The organism is Dyadobacter sp. BE31 (genome assembly GCF_031457695.1).
GTDB lineage: Bacteria > Bacteroidota > Bacteroidia > Cytophagales > Spirosomataceae > Dyadobacter.
In genome coordinates this window covers 531,192-549,976 of sequence record NZ_JAVDXA010000001.1, presented here as the reverse complement: position 1 = coordinate 549,976, position 18,785 = coordinate 531,192, and the positions used below count along the sequence as shown (strand labels likewise).

The window sequence follows — 18,785 nt, the reverse complement described above, 5'->3', positions numbered from 1 at the left end:
GCGCTATTTGAAGAAAGGGTTGTTTCTTTTCTCAAAACCAATGGTAGTAGGCTCCATATGGCCGGCGTACACCGTGTAATCGTCGGGTAATGTAAACATTTGCTCCCGGATGCTCCGCAGCAGTGTGGCATGGTCGCCGCCCGGGAGGTCGGTACGCCCGATGCTCATGCGGAACAGCACATCACCGCCGATGACGAATTTTTCGGCATCGTTCACCAATGCAACGTGGCCGGGCGCGTGGCCGGGTACGAATATGATTTTCAGGGATGTATTGCCAAACTCAATGGTTTCGCCCTCTTTGATAAAGCCGTCGATCTCCGGCTCTTCAAATGCTGAAAAGCCGTAGTTGGAAGCATATGTTTTGACAGCCTTCAAAAGCGGCTCATCCAACTTGTGCAACACAAACGGAATACCGTATTTCCTTTTGAGTGCTGCTACGCCCAACACATGATCGATGTGCGCGTGGGTGTTCACGATCTGCACGGGTTTCAGGCCGTGTTGTTGCACAAAATCTGTGAGTTCGTTGACTTCCGAGCGGTCGTAGCAGCCCGGATCGATGATGATCGCCTCGCCCGTTTCGTCGTATAGGAGATAGGTATTTTCAGAAAATGGGTTAAATACAAATGTTTGGACCTGTACCATTCCGGTAGGGATATGAGGATTAATGAATGGGCGCGAATTTACTAAACACTTTACAGTTCTTTGAACCGCGCTATGATGCGGTCGAAGTAAAATATGGTGGTATCCTTGTAATCTGAGTCGGTCCCGGCGTAAAACCATAGCTCGCCATTGCCGTTGGCGGTTACAGTAATGGGCTGTCCATCATTGGAATACCTTAGTAGTGTATAATAGCGTGTGTCGAGATTGGTACTGGCAATGCTGCCGCTCAGCAGAACATCTTTGCCTACCTGAGTGCCTGAACCCTTGTCGAGGTTGAATGCATAGACACCCGACGTCAGTTTCGTAGTTAAAGGCTCTTTGGTGGACACTCCCGATTTGAACGTCACCTTGTCGACAACGGCGCTCGCGGTGTATTTAGTTGCCAGATCTACTTGAAGCGTCATTTCATAGGGCTTATTGGGCTTAAAACCGGTTACGCGCTTTTTGATATAACTGAACATATTGCCTTTTGAATACCTCGACAGGATCCGAAAACCATATTGGGTCGTATCGAGGCCCCGCGGGAGCAGCGCCGTAGCGGCTACCGTATCCAACTGGCTCGAATCCGCAGTTGCAGCATATCCGGCATATCCGGGAATCCAGCCATTTTCCCCGCCGGCTCCCGACTGGAAATTGGAATCGACGGTAATGCTTGCATCGAGACTGTCTTCATTACAGCTCCACAATCCGGCTGCGGCCACGATGGCTATCAGAATATATTTTTTCAACATGAATAGCAGTTTGCAAAGAGAACGAAAGACCCTGAAATAGCCTTATGCGTTGTAACTGGTAAAATTAAAACAGCGTTCGCCAAAAGCCTATCCAATGAGGAAAATAGCTGGAATTTTATGCAAATCAGGCTTTTGTGCCTTCCATTTCCTGACGGGCATGGTCCTGATCAGCTCGTCTGGTGCGGTGATATTGGCCGCAATGCATAATGCCAGGTCGGGTGAGCATGCTTCAATTACCGCTTCGAGCAACTGATTGTTACGAAAGGGCGTTTCCATGAATATCTGCGTCTGCTGATGTTGCCTCGCGTTTCTTTCAAGGTTTTGTAATGCCTTTTTACGCTGCACTTTATCAATAGGCAAGTAACCGTGAAATGCGAACGACTGCCCGCTCATTCCGGAAGCCATCAATGCGAGCAGAATGGACGATGGACCCACCAACGGCACCACATGTATCCCCAGCTCGTGCGCGATGCGCACTGCCACCGCGCCGGGGTCGGCGACACCCGGGCACCCTGCCTCCGATATAACCCCGGCACTTTTTGAAAGGCTTCGCAGCGACGCAACGGTTTCCGTTTCCGTGGTATCCTTGTTCAGTTCGATGAATGTCAGTTCGTCGATCACTTTGCCGAGTTTCAGGCTGCTGATGAAGCGCCGGGCAGTGCGGACATTTTCTACGAAGAAAACATCCAGATGCGCTACGGTATCTGTGATCTGCGGCGCGAGGACGGCATTTTGGGTGCCTTCTGCCAGTACTGTAGGGATTAAGTACAGGGAAATCCCGGAATCGTTCATAGGTGTCTCATTTTTTCAATCCTTTCCAACCAAATGCCCTGATTGTGAATCTACGGAGTAAATAAAATTATTTAATAAGTATGAAAAGACTATTATACATACCCTTGGTCCTGGTGTGGTTATTGTCTTGTAAAAAGGATAGTTTCAATGACCTTTCACCCAACTATGCTTTCACGACAGTGTCGGGCATTTGGCATTCCATCGAAGTTGAAAGGTCTTCGCTTGATAATAAGAGTACCTGGGAGCCGATTGAAGCTGCCAAGTCTGATTCGCTGATATTTCGTGCCGATGGCGTGGTGCTCAATGCCAACGGCACACCTCGCTGCTGCGCACCTGCCACGATGATCATCAATGGCACCCTTCTCGATGTGAAACCCGCAACCGCATTGCCCAATAACCCGCAATGCGAACTGCTGAATTGCATTACCTGTCCCACTTGGGAGATATCGATCAGCGATGATCAGCTTATTATCGCTACGTGCAACTCGCCCAGGATGAAATACGTCAGATAGCCGTATTCAGAAATTCCAGCAGGGTGCTGACGAACGCTTTCGGCTGCTCAGCCTGCACCCAGTGCCCTGCTCCTTCAATTGTTTTCAGCTGTGCATTTGGAAACAGGTCGAGAATACCTTCCAGGTCTTCATCCAGAACATAATTGGAATTGCTTCCCCGCATGAACAGCGTGGGCGTTTCGACCGGGTGGTCGGATTTGATCTGTGCGCCTACATTTGCCATGTCGGTTGTGAGCAATGGTAGGTTGAAGCGCCACGCGAACCCGCCTTCTTCCTTTCTATAAAGGTTTTTCAATAAAAACTGCCGCACACCCACCAGCGGCTCGTATTCACTCAGAAGCTCATCGGCCTGGTTACGGCTTTCGATCTCATCAATGGGAATCGCATTCAGGCCTTTCAGGATTTTGGTATGGTGAATAGGGTAGGCTTTGGGGCCGATGTCGACCACCACGAGCGCATCGAATGTGTCCGGATAGGTCACTGCATACTCCATCACCGTTTTTCCCCCCATCGAATGCCCGATCAGGATCGGAGACTCGATGTTTTGCTGCTCGAGAAACTCCTTTAAATCGGCAGCTAGCGTCGGGAAGTTGAGCGGGCCCTCGTGCGGGGAGCGCCCATGGTTGCGCTGGTCGACCAGATAAACCCGGTAACCGTGTTCTGAAATGGTTTTTCCGATGGTAAGCCAGTTGTCGAGAAAACCAAACACACCGTGAAGGATGATCAGGGGCTTGCCTGTTTCGCCTATTTGTTTGAAATTGAGTTGCATAGGATAATTAATGTAGTACTTCGGCAGTCGGCAGTCGGCTGTCAGCTATTTATTTCAACAGGCAACCAGCCGAAAGCCGACTGCCGATAGCCGAAAGCCGAATAATGCAAAGGTTGTAAGGATTTCCGGGAAGGAAAAAAATCCCGGCTTTCTAAAATTTAACAATTTGTTAAATGCCGGTTACGTCTTGGTACAATAATTGCTGAATTTATAGATAAAAAATCTTTTTTTTCTGCCTCCATTCCGCTCTTCAAAAGCCTTTGGCCCTTCTCGCGATTTGTTAATGATTTGATAAAATGAAAAATATTGAAGTATTGGTGCACGAATCTGCATTATTTCAATAGATCAGTCAGTTACGAACACTAGTATTGTATTTTAGTAGGATTTAGTCTTTTGTTTGTAAATGTAAAAAGCTATTATTTTGCGTCAATTATTCATCCTCCTTGAATGAATCCGCTAGTATTCTTACAAACCAAATCACCAAATTTATGAACGGGAAAAGTTTACTCTTCCGGGCGGTGTGCCTCGCGGTTACCGCATTTCTATTCTCTCTATTTGGACCAGCGGCGCAAGCCCAGGTTACTTCATCAGCGATTACGGGACGTGTTGCAGACGGCAAAGGCGAGGTGCTCCCAGGCGCCACGGTCGTAGCGATCCACGAACCGTCAGGCACAAAATATGGCTCTGTAACCAACGAGCAGGGACTTTACACGATTCCCGCGGTGCGCGTGGGTGGTCCTTACAAAGTGACTGTTTCCTTCGTGGGATTTAATGAACAATCTCAGGAAAACATTTTTGCTAACCTTGGTACTGCTGCCAACGTCAACTTCGAACTGAAAGACGGCTCTACCGACCTCGCGGAAGTGATTGTTACCGGTGCAGGAAGCGACATTTTCAGCTCCGACCGTACCGGTGCCGCAACGACTTTCAACAAAGGTCTCATCACCAGCCTGCCAACACTCGGACGTACGCTGAACGACATTACCAAGTACAATGCGTACAGCAATGGCCGCTCATTCGGCGGGCAGGATAGCCGTTATAACAACTTTACCATCGACGGTTCGGTGTTCAACAACGGTTTCGGTCTCGGTAACGAAGCGCAAGCAGGCGGTCGTACCGGTTCTACGGCGATCTCCCTGGACGCGATCGAAGAGGTGCAGATCAACATCGCTCCTTACGACGTACGCCAGTCGGGCTTCGCGGGTGCGGGTATCAACGCGGTAACGCGCTCAGGTACCAACGAATTCTCGGGTTCGGTTTTCCACTTCTTCAAGAACAAGAGCCTGGCAGGAAAGAAAATCGATGGTACTGAATTCAAGGTTGCCGAATTCAATGAAAAAACAACCGGTTTCCGTCTGGGGGGCCCGATCATCAAGAACAAATTGTTCTTCTTTGTAAATGGTGAGTTTGTAAAACGTTCGAGCCCGGCGCTCGACTTCGTATTGAACCGCGGGCAATCGGGTAGCAACGTGTCGCGTACCACGCTTGCGGACATGCAGGACCTGGCTTCTTTTATGCAAGAGAAGTTCAATTACAATGTAGGTGCATTGGACGGCTTCAATAATGAGAACAAAAGCAAGAAATTCCTCGGCCGTATCGACTACAACATCAGCGACAAGCATAAACTGACATTGCGTTATTCGCACCACGATTCGGATTCGGACGTGTTGATCAGCCAGTCGAACAGCTCCAACACGGCAGGTTTCGGTAACCGTACCAACTCGCTTTCGGCGATTTCTCCTCAGAACACAGGCTACATTATCCAGGATAACACCCGTTCACTTGTAGCGGAATTGAACTCGAACTTCGGCGGCAAATTTGCCAACAACCTGATCGCAACTTACAATAAGCAGATCGAAGACCGTAAATACAAGGCGCCGATCTTCCCGACGATCGAAATCCAGAAAGACGGATCTACTTACACTACCATCGGTTCAGATCCATTTACGCCTAACAACCGTCTGGATTACGCGACATTCAACATTACCGACAACCTGACATATTTCGCAGGCAAGCATACATTTACAGTAGGTGCGTCATATGAGCACTTCAAGTCGAACAACTTGTTTTTCCCCACTTCAAATGGCGTTTGGGTATTCAAATCGATTCAGGATTTCAAGAATGCAGCGAATGCATACCTGGCTAATCCTAACCTGACAACCGCTCCTGACACCGTAGTTCGTTTCAACTACCGCTACTCATTGCTTCCAGGCGGTGCTGCTCCATGGCAGACGTTCAAGACGCAAACGATCAGCTTGTATGCGCAGGACGAGTTCCAGGTTACGCCTAATTTCAAGCTGACTGCCGGCCTTCGCGCGGACTACATCAATATGCCTAACACTTCCAAACAGTATTACAATGCTGTTGTGGATACCATCGTATTCAGATCGCCAAATGGTGACCCTTACAATGTGAATACAGGTAATGTTCCAAAATCACGCATTTACCTTTCACCACGCATAGGCTTCAACTGGGACGTAAAAGGCGACCGTACCACGCAGGTTCGTGGTGGAACCGGTTTGTTCCTTTCCCGTATTCCTTATGTGTTGATTTCGAACCAGTTGGGTAACAATGGGGTGAACTCCGCAACGGTTGTAGGAGCCAATACTACCGCGTATCCTTTCACGCTAGATCCATCGCGCTACAACCCCGATCCGAAAGACACCAAGCCGCTTAAAGGCTACCAGGTTAATGCATCGGATGAAGACCTGAAATTCCCCCAAATCTGGAAAAGCAACATTGGTATCGACCAGCAACTCGGTTGGGGCGTGGTAGCAACTGTGGAAGGTATTTTCAACAAAAACTATAACTCGCTCCGATACATCGACGTGAACCTGAAAGCGCCCAATGCTCAGTTTGCAGGTCCTGATACCCGCGATCGTTTCCCGGCTTCCGGTCTTAGCGGTAGTGCGGCAACGGCAGCGCGTATGATTTCAAGCCAGGTTTCGAACACTTACGTGCTGACCAACACCAACAAGGGATATTCCTACTCTTTGACGGGTAAACTCGAAAAACCTGCTACACGCGGCTTCGGTGGAATGGTGGGTTATACTTATGGTATGGCTAAGGACATCGCTTCGGTATCTTCTACCGTGGAAGGTAACGTGCCGGGGGTAAATGGCTTGAACTACCTCGATCTCGCTTATTCAGGTAATGACGTTCGTCACCGCTTTGTAGGTTATGTTTCTTACCGCAAAGAATATGGCGGTAAATTCGGTGGTGCTACGATGGTAACATTGGGTGGCGTATCTTCAAGCGGTACTAAAATCTCTTACATCAGCTCTACCGATATGAATGGGGATGGTCAGAACAACGACCTGATCTTTGTGCCGAACAAGGCGACCGACATTACTTTCGCGACTTTGACTACCACTGCAAACGGCAAAACATACACATTCTCGCCAGAGGAGCAGGCAGAAGCATTCCAGAAATACATCGACAATCACCCTTATCTGAAAGAAAGAAAAGGCAAATATGCAGAGCGTAACGGCGGCGCATATCCATGGCTGACCCGTTTCGATCTTACTGTGGAGCAGGATTTCTACGTGAAAGTGGGCAAGAAGGATAAGAAGAACATCATTCGCCTGCGTGCCGATATTTTCAACGTTGGTAATATGATCAACAATAAATGGGGTGTAGCCAACCAGGTAACTGCCTCTTCGAACAGTACTCAATCTAACCCGCTCAACTTTGCAAGCGTAAATGCGCAGGGTGTTCCTACCTACCGCATGGGTACGCAGGTAGTGAATGGAGAGACAGTCCTTTTGCGTGACGCATTCGTGAAGTCAAGAACGATCAACGACGTTTGGCAGGCGCAGTTGGGTATCCGTTATATCTTCAACTAAGAATAGCAAGCCTTCTAACAGCAACGAGCCCGCAGCAATGCGGGCTCGTTTTGTTTTATACCAATCCTTTCCTCCATTCTCCTTCCTCCATTCTCCCTTCAATCCTCAATCCTTCTTATAAAAAATACTCTGCACCAAAATCGGATTATCGGTGCAGATAATGTCGGGCCCGCCGGAATCCCGGAGCTTTTGGTACAATGGCCTTGACTCGGCAACTTGAAGTGTATCGATATTGCCGTTGGTACCGAGTGAAGAGGTGACGTTCAAGTCGTGAATGCGTTGGTAAAAAGAGCTTTCCTGCAATTCCCGGGGCGTGAGCGCTACAATCTGCTCCAATGGTAGCCCCGATTGCTCGACGGCGTCGATATGTTCCGGGCTGTTGAATCCGACCGCCAGCATGAGCTGCGGGGCTAGCTGATGCGCCAGTTGCGCTTCTTTTAATGAATAGCAGATTAGTACGGATTTGTAGAGATTTCCCGTCCCTTGCAGCATTCTGATGGTCTGGGTAATGCTTGTTTCAGGCTTTTTGTCGACAATCAGCACGAAATTCTTACCGGCCGACCAGTTTAATACTTCCTGAAATGTGGGTATGAGATATTCCGTCATGGAGCCGTAGGGATCTTTTAACCTCAGTTTGCTGACTTCTTTCCACTTCTTTTTACTCAACAAACCCTTCCCGTTGGTTTTCAATGCCAGCTCATCGTCGTGTGAGATCACCAGCAGGCTGTCGGCGGTTGCCCGCACATCAATTTCCAGGAGCACGCAAGGCACTTTGGAATATGTCCGCTCGAAGGTGGCCATGCTATTGCCGGGATAACCGTCTTCCGTACCACCCTGGTGTGCCATAATCAACGGCGTGGTGCGTTTGCCCGGTTTCAGATAGCTTTTAAGTGCTTCGGCGTCTTTGAACTGGCAGTCGCCGGTTTGGGCCGGAGCAGTGTGTGAAAGGGCAGCCAGAAGCAGTAGTGTAAGGGCCTGCCGGGTTTGTTTTCTCATTGTTTATGTCACATTATTTGATTCGGTATGGAGCGGTCCGTGCCTGGAAGCGTCGCGGATGGCGGAACCGTTGATGGCGGGGTCGGTGACCGCCGAGTCGCCGCCCTTCTCGGCTTTCAAAATTGATTCCACCCCCGCGCGGTAGCCTTCGATGATCAGCCGTGAAATATCCTCCGAATTGAAATGCTGTAAGTCGAGGAAGAGTGGTGTCAGCGGCCTCACTACCGTCAGTTTCATAGGCTTTCCCCGCAGGTTCGAGCGGTCGACGTACGACTCGGCCCATTGGATATTGTTGTTCACGATCTGGTTTACGGTAATGTCGCGCACACGTTCGATCAACGTAATCAGGTTGCGGGTGTTGATGCCTTCCGGCTGGTAGAGCAGGGGAGAGTGGCAGCCGATGAGGATGATCTCCGTCGCGCCGTCCTCGATGGCCTCGCGTATGGGCGCAACCTCGCGCAAGCCGCCGTCGAGATAAAGCTGGTCGTTGATTTCGACTGCCGGCATCAGCATGGGTATCGACGAGCTGGCGTATACAAAATCCACATAATGCGGGTCCTGCGTGGAAACATATTTCATTTCCCCGGTTTCGATATTCACGGCCCCGGCTTTCACTTTAATGGGCGTATCGCGGAGGTAATCGTCGTTGAGGTGCTTACGGATAAGCTGGTGCAGCGGCGACGGGTCGACGATGCCGTCGAAACGGCTCATGAGCGTATTCATTCCCAGCATTACCCGGGAGCGCAACGTGGAAATATCCTGTGGTTGGGTAATATTCTTGATCCAGAATTCGAGCAGCTTTCGGCCCGCCAATGGCCAGTCTATCTTCTTATTTTCGGCCATTTGCTTGCCGGTTTCATTCGCCAGGAACGTGGCGTTCAGCGAGCCTACGGAAATTCCGTAGACCATTTCAGGCTCAAAGCCGTTTTCCAGGACTGCCTGGATCACACCTACCTGAAATGCTCCTTTCATGGATCCGCCGCCGAGAACGAGTGCTTTCATATCGACTGGGTTACGTGGTTTAGTTTGTACTTCGGCCGCCGGCTGCCGGCGGTTGGCCGTTTTTGGCGCCCAGGCCTTTGTCCAATTCTAAACATTTTCGCTTTAAAATTGATGTAAACAGAAGATTTTATTCCAAATTTGAAGATCAGAGTTCAGAGGGTTAAACGAACATATTCACAAACTCATGCCCCTGTTCGCGTCCTTTTATTATCAGGAGGGACCTTTTAGCCCTCGTACATGAATATGACCCTTTCAATAAAGGATATCCAGGCTCCTATTGCGGATGAAATGAAAGCTTTCGAGCAGAAGTTTCGCCAGTTTATGAAAAGCGAAGTAATGCTTTTGGATCAGATCATGAATTACATCGTGAGGCGGAAAGGCAAGCAGCTGCGCCCGATGTTCGTGTTCCTGTCCGCGGGAGTTTGTGGTGATATTGCCGAATCGACCTACCGCGGCGGAGCGATGATCGAGCTGCTGCACACGGCCACTCTGGTACACGATGATGTGGTCGACGATTCGAATTACCGTCGTGGATTCTTCTCCGTGAATGCATTGTGGAAAAATAAGATTGCCGTATTGGTAGGCGATTATCTGCTGTCACGCGGGTTGTTGCTTTCAGTTGATCACGAAGAATTCAAAATCCTGAAAATAGTTTCTACCGCCGTTCGCGAGCTCAGCGAAGGCGAGCTGCTGCAAATTGAAAAGGCCCGCAGGCTGGATATTAATGAAGAGGTTTACTACGAAATCATCCGGCAGAAAACGGCTTCGCTGATCGCTTCATGTTGCGCGGTCGGAGCTAGCTCGGTCGGGGCAACGAAGGAAGTGGTGGATAAAATGCACGCGTTCGGTGAGAAGGTGGGCATGGCATTCCAGATCAAGGACGATCTTTTCGACTACGGCGAAGACGAGATCGGCAAGCCGCTGGGAATTGACATTAAGGAGAAGAAAATGACGCTCCCGCTCATTTATGCGCTAAACCACGCGCCCTGGCTCGAAAAGCGCCGTATTATCAATATTATCCGCAACGAAAGCCATAAACCCAACAAAGTGAGTGAAGTAATCGCATTCGTGAAAGAATCGGGCGGCTTACGCTATGCGCAGGAGGTGATGGAAAAATACGTGAAAGAAGCGCTCACCCTACTGAACGAATTCGCGGATTCACCGCACCGACGGTCACTGGAACAGCTCGTTCAGTATACGATTGAAAGAAGCAAGTAAGGCAATGAGTAACCGGGTCGCCGGAACGATGAGTGAATAGTCAAGTGACTACTTATATACTCATTCGAAATCCACGTATTTGACAGAAAATATATAAGTAAGTATAATAATATAACTAGCTTTTTAGTTATGTTTGTGTGCTCACTTAATGCTGTCTGTCATGAGAATATTCCTAACTATTTTTCTTCTTGTCGCCAGCCTTGGGCTGTCGGCCCAGCCCGTAGTTCTGTTACAGAAAGATGTCTCCAAAGAGCTTGCACAGAAATTAAATCGGGAATACCAGAATAACGAAGGTCCGGTGAATCAAACCCCGCACAGTGTGCGGACGGTATTCGATAATATTTACAGGCAAATCCTTCAAACGGATAAATTCAAAGAATACATGGCCTGGAACAAGCTTTACCTGAATGCGGAGGGTAAAATCGACTACCTCGTTGTGAGTGTTACGAAAAGCTTTCAGTTAGCGGACGGAAAGAAAAAGGAAGATACCTCCGTGGCCGACTCGCTCGCGGCGGCCGTTTCGGCGCAGCTCACACCTTATCTCAGCGATTTTGTATCGCGCAGGACGATCGGCACCAAAACAGCCATCACTGTCTTCGTTAGTTTCTATAACCGGCCCCTCACGGAACCGCAGGCCAGAAAAGACAGCGTTGTGAACGGATTGGCTGAGGCAATGGCGACGAAAGACACATTAAAAGTGAAGACGCTCGCGCTCGGACAAAATTTACTTACAAGCATTCCGGAGGTAATATACCGCTTTCCCAACCTAGAAGAGCTGTTTTTGGGAGATAACGACCTTGAAACCGTAAACATCGACATGGCGCGCCTGCCCAAGCTACGGCAGCTGGACCTGAGCAGAAATATATTACGGGACAACAGCATTGCCATTAGTAAAAACAAATCGCTGGAACTCCTTAACCTGCAAATGAACCTCATTACTGATGTGCCACGGGCCGCCCGGAACTGCAAAAAGCTCGAAACCCTCTGGCTGGGTAATAACCGGTTGAGCGGATTGACTAATGCCAGTTTCAGAAAGCTGAGACAAGTCAAAGATCTCAACTTTTATAAGGCGGAATTGGCTGTTTTACCCAAAGGGATCCGCAAAATGCGCGGCCTGGAAGTGCTGGATTTGTATTATAACAAACTGGAAACCCTTCCAAAATCGATCACCAGGTTGAAGCGCCTGACGCATTTCGCGGTCTCCTATAATCAGCTTACGGCATTGCCGAAGCGCATGGATAAACTGAAAAGCGTGCATACCATATACGCCCATCATAATCACCTTAGCAAACTTCCCGAACGTATTACGCGCATGAAGAAGCTGCGGATCGTGGATTTGGGGTACAACTGGCTGACGACATTCCCAGCCGAACTCGCATCATTTACCAACTTGGAGGAGCTGGATCTTTCTGCGAACAACTTCCCGGAGTTTCCGATGCAGCTTTTGCAGATTCGCAAGCTCGATAAGCTGCATTTACGCGGCAACCCGTTTTTGGGACAGGATGCCGAACGTAAATACAGCGATCAGTTGAGCCAGCTCAAAAGCAAGAATATCGAGGTGTTTTATTAGAGATTCCACCAGTAGGTGAATTTCAGAACGATTGCGCGGTTTTTGACCCTGAAATTCTCGGGCAGATAATTGTCTGTGTACACGATAAAAAGGTCGGAAGCCGGCTTGTAGCGCCATTGCAGACGGGCATTCAGGTTGATGTTATCTGCCTGATTGTTGTACTGCATGAATGTCGTGAAAAAGAGGCTGTTCGTAAAGGTCACGTCAACACGCGGCCCTACGAGCCAGAGTTGGGTGCGTTTCCACGGCTCAGGAAGTCGGATATCGTTATAATTACCGGCCATCGTAATGGCTACGTAAGGCTGCACGCGGTAACCGAGTTCGGCTTTGAGGTTGTTGCGCTTGCCATTTTGGTAATATCCGCCCAGGATACCCGATGCGAGGTAAGTAAAGCGGTTTTGCGGTCCCGAAACGATGTCGAAACCAACGGCTTTCCAGTTGTGCTCGGTACCGGTAGCGAGCGTAAAGCCGCCGAGGTTGGTAGGATCGAACGGCCGCAGCAGGCGCACATAGTTGCTCGAACCCCACACGGCCACCGTGGCGCGGTTGATGAAATTGATGTTGTAGGATAAAATGAATTCCTTATCGCTCACATCAAACTTCTTGTCCCAGTAAACATTGCTCACGAGCTTGGGCCCGTGGCTGATGATTTTGTTGTGCTTAATGAAAAACAGATAGGCTACATTAGGGCTGATCTTGTAATAACCCATCCGCACGGCATTGGGCACATAACCTACTTCCGCATTGTAATTCTTGCCCACGTACTCATGCTGCCATTGCCATATTAAATTCGCTTTGGTGAATTTCAGGTCGGCGGCATGCGTGAAATCGTCGGACGATTTGCCCGGCGTGAAGGATTTGAGGAACATTACTTTCCCGGTCCAGAGGTTTTTGGCGCTCGCCAGGTTAAACTCCGCACCGATGTTCCGGTTGTAACGGTTGGTGGCGGAATGCCTTTCGAGGGTGTAATTCGTGGCATCCTTGTTCACGAATATGAACCGCACATTGGAGCGTGCCAGCAATTGCCGCTGCAATGCAAACACGGCGTAATTGTTGTGGGGTGTCAGCGTATCGTTGGCGCCGGTTTGCACATCGAGCACGCCTATCCGCCAGTTTTTATTGATTTTTCCGCTCATTCTGGCTCCAAACTGAATGGGTACACCCAAACCGATGCGTCGCGAGAAGAACGGACGAATGGTAGCGTACCCGAAATTGGCGAAAAGGTCGGCGTTTTCGAGGAAGAACTGCCGGCGCTCGGGAAAGAACAGTTCGAAACGGTCGAGGTTGGTTTGCTGCACATCCACATCGACCTGCGAGAAGTCCGGGTTGACAGTCAAATCGAGGTTGAGCGACGGCGTGAGGCCGATTTTTACATCACCCCCGATTGTCGGTTTGTATTTGGTAGGAAGGTCGTTCTGGTGGTCTTTGGTCATGCGCATGGCTGCGTAGGGGATCACCGAAATGTTCGGGCCGGGCGTAGGCGGAGGCGTGTCCCACACGAGTACGCCCGTGTACGCGAGCGAGGCCGACGGAAATTGACGCGGAACCGGTGCCCACGACGATTTTTCGGAGATCGTCAGGTCCTGGCGGCTGAAATTGATTCCCCAGCGCGTAATACCGGGCTTGTAACGAATACTTTTAAACGGAATGGCAGCTTCCCAGACCCATTTGTCGTCTTCGTTCTTCACAGCGCTTACCCATTTGTTGTCCCAGCTGAGATCGACGGTACCGCCGTCGCCCTGCTGGCCGTCCCAGGGCGCACCCGCCGCATTGGCGCCGAATGAAAAGCCGTTGGTCTTGTCATCGAACGTGTCCATGAAAAGCAGGAAATTATCATTCTTCCCGAAGGCAAAATCACGTTTGAGGGATTCGACGATCAGCGAGCCATTGATGGGCTTGTAGTTGACAACCAGGATATACAGGTTGTGTTTGTCATAACACAGTTTCACGTCCGTCAGCGCCTTGGAAAAGCTGGTGTCCATCGGCGTGATCATGAAAAAGTCTTTGGCAGTTTCGGCTGCCGACCACGCGGGATCGTCCGCTATCCCATCGACTTTGACGGGCGAAGTGGCTGAGTGGATGTGGTACTGGTAGTTTTCGTTCGGTTTCTGGGCAATGCTTTGGAAAATGATGAAACAGAAAATGAAAGGGGTTAGGATAAAGGTACGTAGCACTTGGTTCAGGGGATGTTTAGGAATATAAAAGGTTCAAGGGTACTCAGTTTCTGAACCAGCGGGAATCAGCATAGAAAGTCCCGAATGGTACCAGCGAAGAAAGAAACGATAAAGCCGACTTTTTGAACGACCAGCTTTTTTCAGTAGCAACCTGGATAAGCAGGAGCACGAAAAGCACAAAGAGTACACCGTGTGCCATGCCTACGATGCGTACAGCCTGCGGGATACCCGCAAAATATTTAAGGGGCATTGCTACGCCCAGGAGTAGAATAAAAGAAATGCCTTCAAGAAATGCAATGATGCGCAGGCGGCCTAATGCCGATTTGATCAGTTCGGATACCATAAGAAATCAGGATAGGGAAATACAATTTACCGGCAAAGATACACATCAAGCTCCTTGAAACGCAGGAAGTTCGAAAAAGCTTTTGCCCGGAAATGTTACATTTTGTATTTATGTAACTGGTGGTTTAGATAAATTCCGTGAAATGGTATTTTTGAAAAATTTTATTCTGAATGATATTTGTTTTAAGGTTAAAAATTGCATTATTGGCAATAATAGCACCTTATTTCGATATTATGAAACTAATCTACCAAACATGGCTTTTCGTGTTCCTCTCCTGTTATTGTTATGCGCAGGGCCTGAAAGTAACCGGGAAGGTTACCGATGAAAAAGGGGACCCGCTGATTGGTGCTTCCGTTCTGGAAAAAGGCACCGGCAATGGTACCGTTACCGACGAAAACGGCGCATACAGCCTCACAGTGGGCTATAACAATGCAACACTCGTGGTAACCTTCGTGGGTTACAACAAAATGGAAAGGGAATTGAACGGCGCCGCCAGCCAGGATTTTGCGCTTGCCGACGCCACGGTACTGAACCAGGTAACGGTAGTGGGTTCCCGTAACCTGAACCGCTCTTCGACCGACACGCCCGCGCCAGTGGATGTGATCGACATCCGCGAAGTAACTACCAAGCAGGGACAGCTCGATGTGAACCAGCTTTTGCAGTTTGCCGCACCTTCTTTTAACTCCAACCGCCAGACGGGCTCCGACGGCGCCGACCACGTCGATCCGGCGTCGCTTCGCGGGCTGGGACCCGACCAGACATTGGTGCTCATCAACGGCAAGCGCCGGCACCAGTCAGCATTGGTGAACCTTTTCGGTTCGCGCGGGAGAGGCAACACCGGTACCGACCTGAATGCAATCCCGGCCGCCGCCATCGAACGTATCGAGATCCTGCGCGACGGTGCCGCAGCACAATACGGCTCGGATGCCATTGCGGGGGTCATCAATATTGTGCTGAAAGAAACGACCAACCAGCTGGCTGTGAACGCCAATGCCGGCATGTTCAAGGCCAAGTACCGGTTTGACGATAAGAAGTTCGATGGCCTGAATTACAATATCAACGCAAACTACGGCGTGAAAATCGCGAAAAAGGGTTTTCTCAACGTGACGGCCGATTACAATTCCCGCGACCACACCAACCGTGCCAACACCGTTACCAGCGAGTCGGACCTCGCTAGGCGGCAGTATGGCGACCCGGAAATCCGCAATGCCGCGGTGTATTACAATGCGAAAATACCGTTGGGTAGCAATTTTCAGGTTTACAGTTTTGGTGGCCTCAACGAGCGCAAGGGCGATGCGTACGCATGGACGCGCTTCGCGGACGACGACCGGAATATCCCCTCCGTTTACCCGAATGGCTTTGATCCGATCATTACCAGCGAGATCAAGGACCGCTCCGTGGCTGCAGGTATTCGCGGGGTCTGGAAATCATGGGATATTGATTTAAGCAATACCTATGGTTTCAACAAGTTTCATTTTGGAGTTAAAAACTCGCTGAATAGGTCGCTAGGCGAGCGTTCGCAGACTTCGTTCGATGCCGGCGGTTTTCAACTCGGGCAAAATGTGGTCAATCTGAACGTCAGCCGGTATTATAAAACGTTTATGCAAGGCCTGAACGTCGCATTCGGCGGGGAATTCAGGAAGGAGCGCTACAAGATCTTTGCGGGTGAGGAGGCTTCCTATCGCAACTATGATCCCGAATTTGCGGGCGGCTCGCAGGGCTTCCCCGGTTACAGCCCGGCGGATGCGACCAACCACAGCCGTTCCAATATAGGAGCATATGTGGATTTGGAAGCGGATGTTACCAAGCAATTCCTGGTGGATGTGGCTGGCCGTTTTGAGCATTACAGTGATTTTGGAAGTACTTTAAATGGTAAACTGGGCTTGCGGTACAAGGTTACCGAAGCGCTTGCGCTGCGCGGGTCGGTGAGTACAGGCTTTCGTGCGCCGTCGTTGGCCCAAAAGTATTTCAATTCCACATTTACCAATTTCGTGAACGGCCAGCCGGTGGAAGTGCTGCTGGCGAACAACAACAGCGCCGTTACCAAAGCATTGGGCATTCCCCAGCTGAAACAGGAAACGTCCCTGAACGGCAGCCTCGGGATCACCTTCACACCAGCGGCCGGGCTTTCGGTGACCGTGGACGGCTATTACGTGAAAGTCAAAGACCGCGTGGTGCTTACCGGGCAGTTCAGCGACGACGATGAGGATATTGGCGATCTGCTGAAAGCGCTTCGGGTAGGGAAGGCGCAGTTCTTTACAAATGCATTGGAATACACCACTACCAAAGGGCTGGACGTAATTGTGGCGCACTCCACACCGCTGGGCGCCGGGAGGCTCAGTACCACCGTGGCCGCTAACTTCAACTGGATGGAACTGGGGCCGGTGAATACCGTGCCTAAGCTGGCTGGCAAAGAGGATATTTATTTCGACGAGCGCGAGCGTCATTTCGTACTGGCATCGGCACCGCCTTCGAAGATCAACCTTACCTTCGATTACGCTGTGAGCAAGTTCAGCGCGATGTTGCGGTTTATCCGTTTCGGTGAAATCAAGCTGGCGAATTGGGATTATATGATCGATACATACAATCCCAAAATCCAGACAGACTTTACATTGAATTACAAATTCACCAAAAACATATCGCTCTCCATCGGAGGAAGCAATATCCTGAACGTGTACCCCGATAAGTTCCAGCCCGCATTAACCGAATCGGGCGGAGCCTGGGACCCTGTCCAAATGGGTAGCAACGGGGCGTTTTTCTTTACCAGGTTGGGATTACGGTTCTAAACCGCAATGATTTCCGCCGCTGCCATTTCGCCGGTGACTACCGCGCCTTCCATGAACCCTTGCCAGTCGGCGAGGTGTTCGCCGGCGAAAGAGGTATGCAGGAAAGGTTTCTGCAATGCGGGGCGGGTCGTGTACCACTGGTTCAGCCCGTACATCGCGTATGCGCCTTGCGAAATCTTGTCGGTTCCCCAGTAATAATTGGCTTGCGATTCAATGAGTTTTTGGGCCTTGGGAAAATACGGGCTAAGCGTTTGCCCCAGCATTTTTTTCTTCCAATCGTCGTTTTGTGCGGAAATGAGTTCAGCTTTTTCTCCGATCGTGTAAGAGATTAGCACGCCTTTTTGCGATGGCTGGTTTTTGGTAGCGTGGTAAAAGTAATGGGGCGTCTGGTCGGTAATGAGGTCGAAGCTCTCGTCTTTCCAGAAGCGCTTTTTGAACAGAATGGCGTTCTTGTTGATGCGGGCATATTGCAGCTCGTTAATCGCCTGTACCTTTTCAGCCGGTAATCCCGGTTCCCACTGAATGTTGCGGATAGCAAATGTGGGAATGGCGCAGATGAGCTTGTCGGCTTCGAAAGTCTTGCCGTTTTCGCAGGTTACTTTCACGGTATCTTTCTGTTCGATGCGTTTCACGGCGTGGCCGGTCAGTACGCGATCATTTCCTATCCCTTCCGCAAACTTCTTCGCGAGCATCGCATTGCCACCCTGCATTTTCAAATCCATCTCGTTCTTCTCGCTGCTTTCCGCGAATGTGGCCAACGCAATGTAAGCCGACACGTGCCGGATGCTTTCACCGAAATCAGTACTGTCGAGCAGTTCCCGGAAGACAAGGTCCTTGCCTTCGCAGCCATTGTTGACGAGGTAGCGCCACCAATCGATGCTGTCGAGTTCGACTTTCTGTTTCTCGTCCAGCCGTTTGTAGCCTTCGAGCAGCGTCTTCATTTTAGCCTTCCAATTATCCGTGAAATCCCAGGCATTTGCTTTGGAATATTCGTTCTGGTAAATGAGGTGGGTATCGAACTGGTTGTTCAGCAGTGGTATTTTGAACTGGTCGCACAATGCACGCACGCGCTCGTGGGAGTTGCCTACCCATTCGGCGCCGAGTTCTACGACCAGGTTTTCTTTTGGATCAATGGTATGGGAGAATACCCTGCCGCCAATGCGGTTGCGCGCTTCGAGCACCGTCACGTCCACATTCTTTTGTTTGAGGGCGTAGGCGGCGGCCAGCCCGGCGAACCCGGCGCCGATCACGATCACGCGGGTCTGTTTGCCAATGTGGATGTTCCCGAAAGAGCGGGTTGAAATGAGTGAGGCACCCGCGAGCAGGGCGGATTGGCGCAGAAACTCGCGCCGGGAGGATTGTTGCGGCTTGTCCATGATGTAATGAG

The 18,785-nt window shown here is 50.2% G+C and carries 14 protein-coding genes; 5 read left to right on the top strand and 9 right to left on the bottom strand.

The window, feature by feature from the left end; translation table 11 throughout:
* Nucleotides 1–3: 3 nt before the first annotated feature.
* The 3 genes from J2Y43_RS02405 to J2Y43_RS02395 form a co-directional block, all read right to left on the bottom strand.
* On the bottom strand, nucleotides 4–642 hold the full coding sequence (locus tag J2Y43_RS02405; RefSeq protein WP_309981413.1) for an MBL fold metallo-hydrolase: 639 nt from the start codon (nucleotides 640–642) through the stop codon (nucleotides 4–6).
* A gap of 50 nt (nucleotides 643–692) precedes the next feature.
* Complete coding sequence (locus J2Y43_RS02400; RefSeq protein ID WP_309981414.1) at nucleotides 693–1,391, bottom strand: hypothetical protein; 699 nt, start codon at nucleotides 1,389–1,391, stop codon at nucleotides 693–695.
* 87 nt (nucleotides 1,392–1,478) lie between these two features.
* A complete protein-coding gene (locus J2Y43_RS02395) occupies nucleotides 1,479–2,183 on the bottom strand; it encodes an SAM-dependent methyltransferase (protein WP_309981415.1) in 705 nt (234 codons plus the stop codon).
* Nucleotides 2,184–2,263: 80 nt separating this feature from the next.
* Between J2Y43_RS02395 and J2Y43_RS02390 the strand changes: the two genes are divergently transcribed.
* Entirely contained in the window at nucleotides 2,264–2,695 is a 432-nt protein-coding gene (locus tag J2Y43_RS02390; RefSeq protein WP_309981416.1) for a hypothetical protein, read from the top strand.
* On the opposite strand, the gene J2Y43_RS02385 is transcribed toward J2Y43_RS02390, so the two are convergent.
* The gene (locus J2Y43_RS02385; RefSeq protein ID WP_309981417.1) at nucleotides 2,688–3,464 is read right to left on the bottom strand and encodes an alpha/beta fold hydrolase; all 777 of its coding nucleotides are present in this window, start codon (nucleotides 3,462–3,464) and stop codon (nucleotides 2,688–2,690) included. The two genes, J2Y43_RS02390 and J2Y43_RS02385, sit on opposite strands and share 8 nt — an antisense overlap.
* Nucleotides 3,465–3,952: 488 nt before the next feature.
* Here J2Y43_RS02385 and J2Y43_RS02380 point away from each other — a divergent pair, with 488 nt between their 5' ends.
* A complete protein-coding gene (locus J2Y43_RS02380; protein WP_309981418.1) occupies nucleotides 3,953–7,309 on the top strand; it encodes a carboxypeptidase regulatory-like domain-containing protein in 3,357 nt (1,118 codons plus the stop codon).
* Between the two features lie 105 nt (nucleotides 7,310–7,414).
* On the opposite strand, the gene J2Y43_RS02375 is transcribed toward J2Y43_RS02380, so the two are convergent.
* Nucleotides 7,415–8,305, bottom strand: a complete 891-nt coding sequence (locus J2Y43_RS02375; RefSeq protein ID WP_309981419.1) for a glycerophosphodiester phosphodiesterase family protein — start codon at nucleotides 8,303–8,305, stop codon at nucleotides 7,415–7,417.
* A gap of 3 nt (nucleotides 8,306–8,308) precedes the next feature.
* Complete coding sequence (locus J2Y43_RS02370) at nucleotides 8,309–9,307, bottom strand: patatin-like phospholipase family protein (RefSeq protein WP_309981420.1); 999 nt, start codon at nucleotides 9,305–9,307, stop codon at nucleotides 8,309–8,311.
* A 243-nt stretch (nucleotides 9,308–9,550) separates the two neighbouring features.
* On the opposite strand from J2Y43_RS02370, the gene J2Y43_RS02365 reads away from it, so the two are divergent.
* Entirely contained in the window at nucleotides 9,551–10,525 is a 975-nt protein-coding gene (locus J2Y43_RS02365; RefSeq protein ID WP_309981421.1) for a polyprenyl synthetase family protein, read from the top strand.
* A gap of 160 nt (nucleotides 10,526–10,685) precedes the next feature.
* Nucleotides 10,686–12,095 (top strand): leucine-rich repeat domain-containing protein, encoded by a 1,410-nt coding sequence (locus J2Y43_RS02360; protein WP_309981422.1) that lies wholly within the window; start codon nucleotides 10,686–10,688, stop codon nucleotides 12,093–12,095.
* On the opposite strand, the gene J2Y43_RS02355 is transcribed toward J2Y43_RS02360, so the two are convergent.
* Both J2Y43_RS02355 and J2Y43_RS02350 read right to left on the bottom strand, forming a co-directional pair.
* Entirely contained in the window at nucleotides 12,092–14,269 is a 2,178-nt protein-coding gene (locus J2Y43_RS02355; RefSeq protein ID WP_309981423.1) for a DUF5916 domain-containing protein, read from the bottom strand. The two genes, J2Y43_RS02360 and J2Y43_RS02355, sit on opposite strands and share 4 nt — an antisense overlap.
* Nucleotides 14,270–14,312: 43 nt before the next feature.
* Nucleotides 14,313–14,612 (bottom strand): DUF3817 domain-containing protein, encoded by a 300-nt coding sequence (locus J2Y43_RS02350; RefSeq protein WP_309981424.1) that lies wholly within the window; start codon nucleotides 14,610–14,612, stop codon nucleotides 14,313–14,315.
* 233 nt (nucleotides 14,613–14,845) lie between these two features.
* Between J2Y43_RS02350 and J2Y43_RS02345 the strand changes: the two genes are divergently transcribed.
* Entirely contained in the window at nucleotides 14,846–17,398 is a 2,553-nt protein-coding gene (locus J2Y43_RS02345) for a TonB-dependent receptor (protein ID WP_309981425.1), read from the top strand.
* On the opposite strand, the gene J2Y43_RS02340 is transcribed toward J2Y43_RS02345, so the two are convergent.
* Nucleotides 17,395–18,774, bottom strand: coding sequence for an NAD(P)/FAD-dependent oxidoreductase (locus J2Y43_RS02340; protein ID WP_309981426.1), 1,380 nt, complete (start codon nucleotides 18,772–18,774; stop codon nucleotides 17,395–17,397). The two genes, J2Y43_RS02345 and J2Y43_RS02340, sit on opposite strands and share 4 nt — an antisense overlap.
* Nucleotides 18,775–18,785 lie beyond the last annotated feature (11 nt).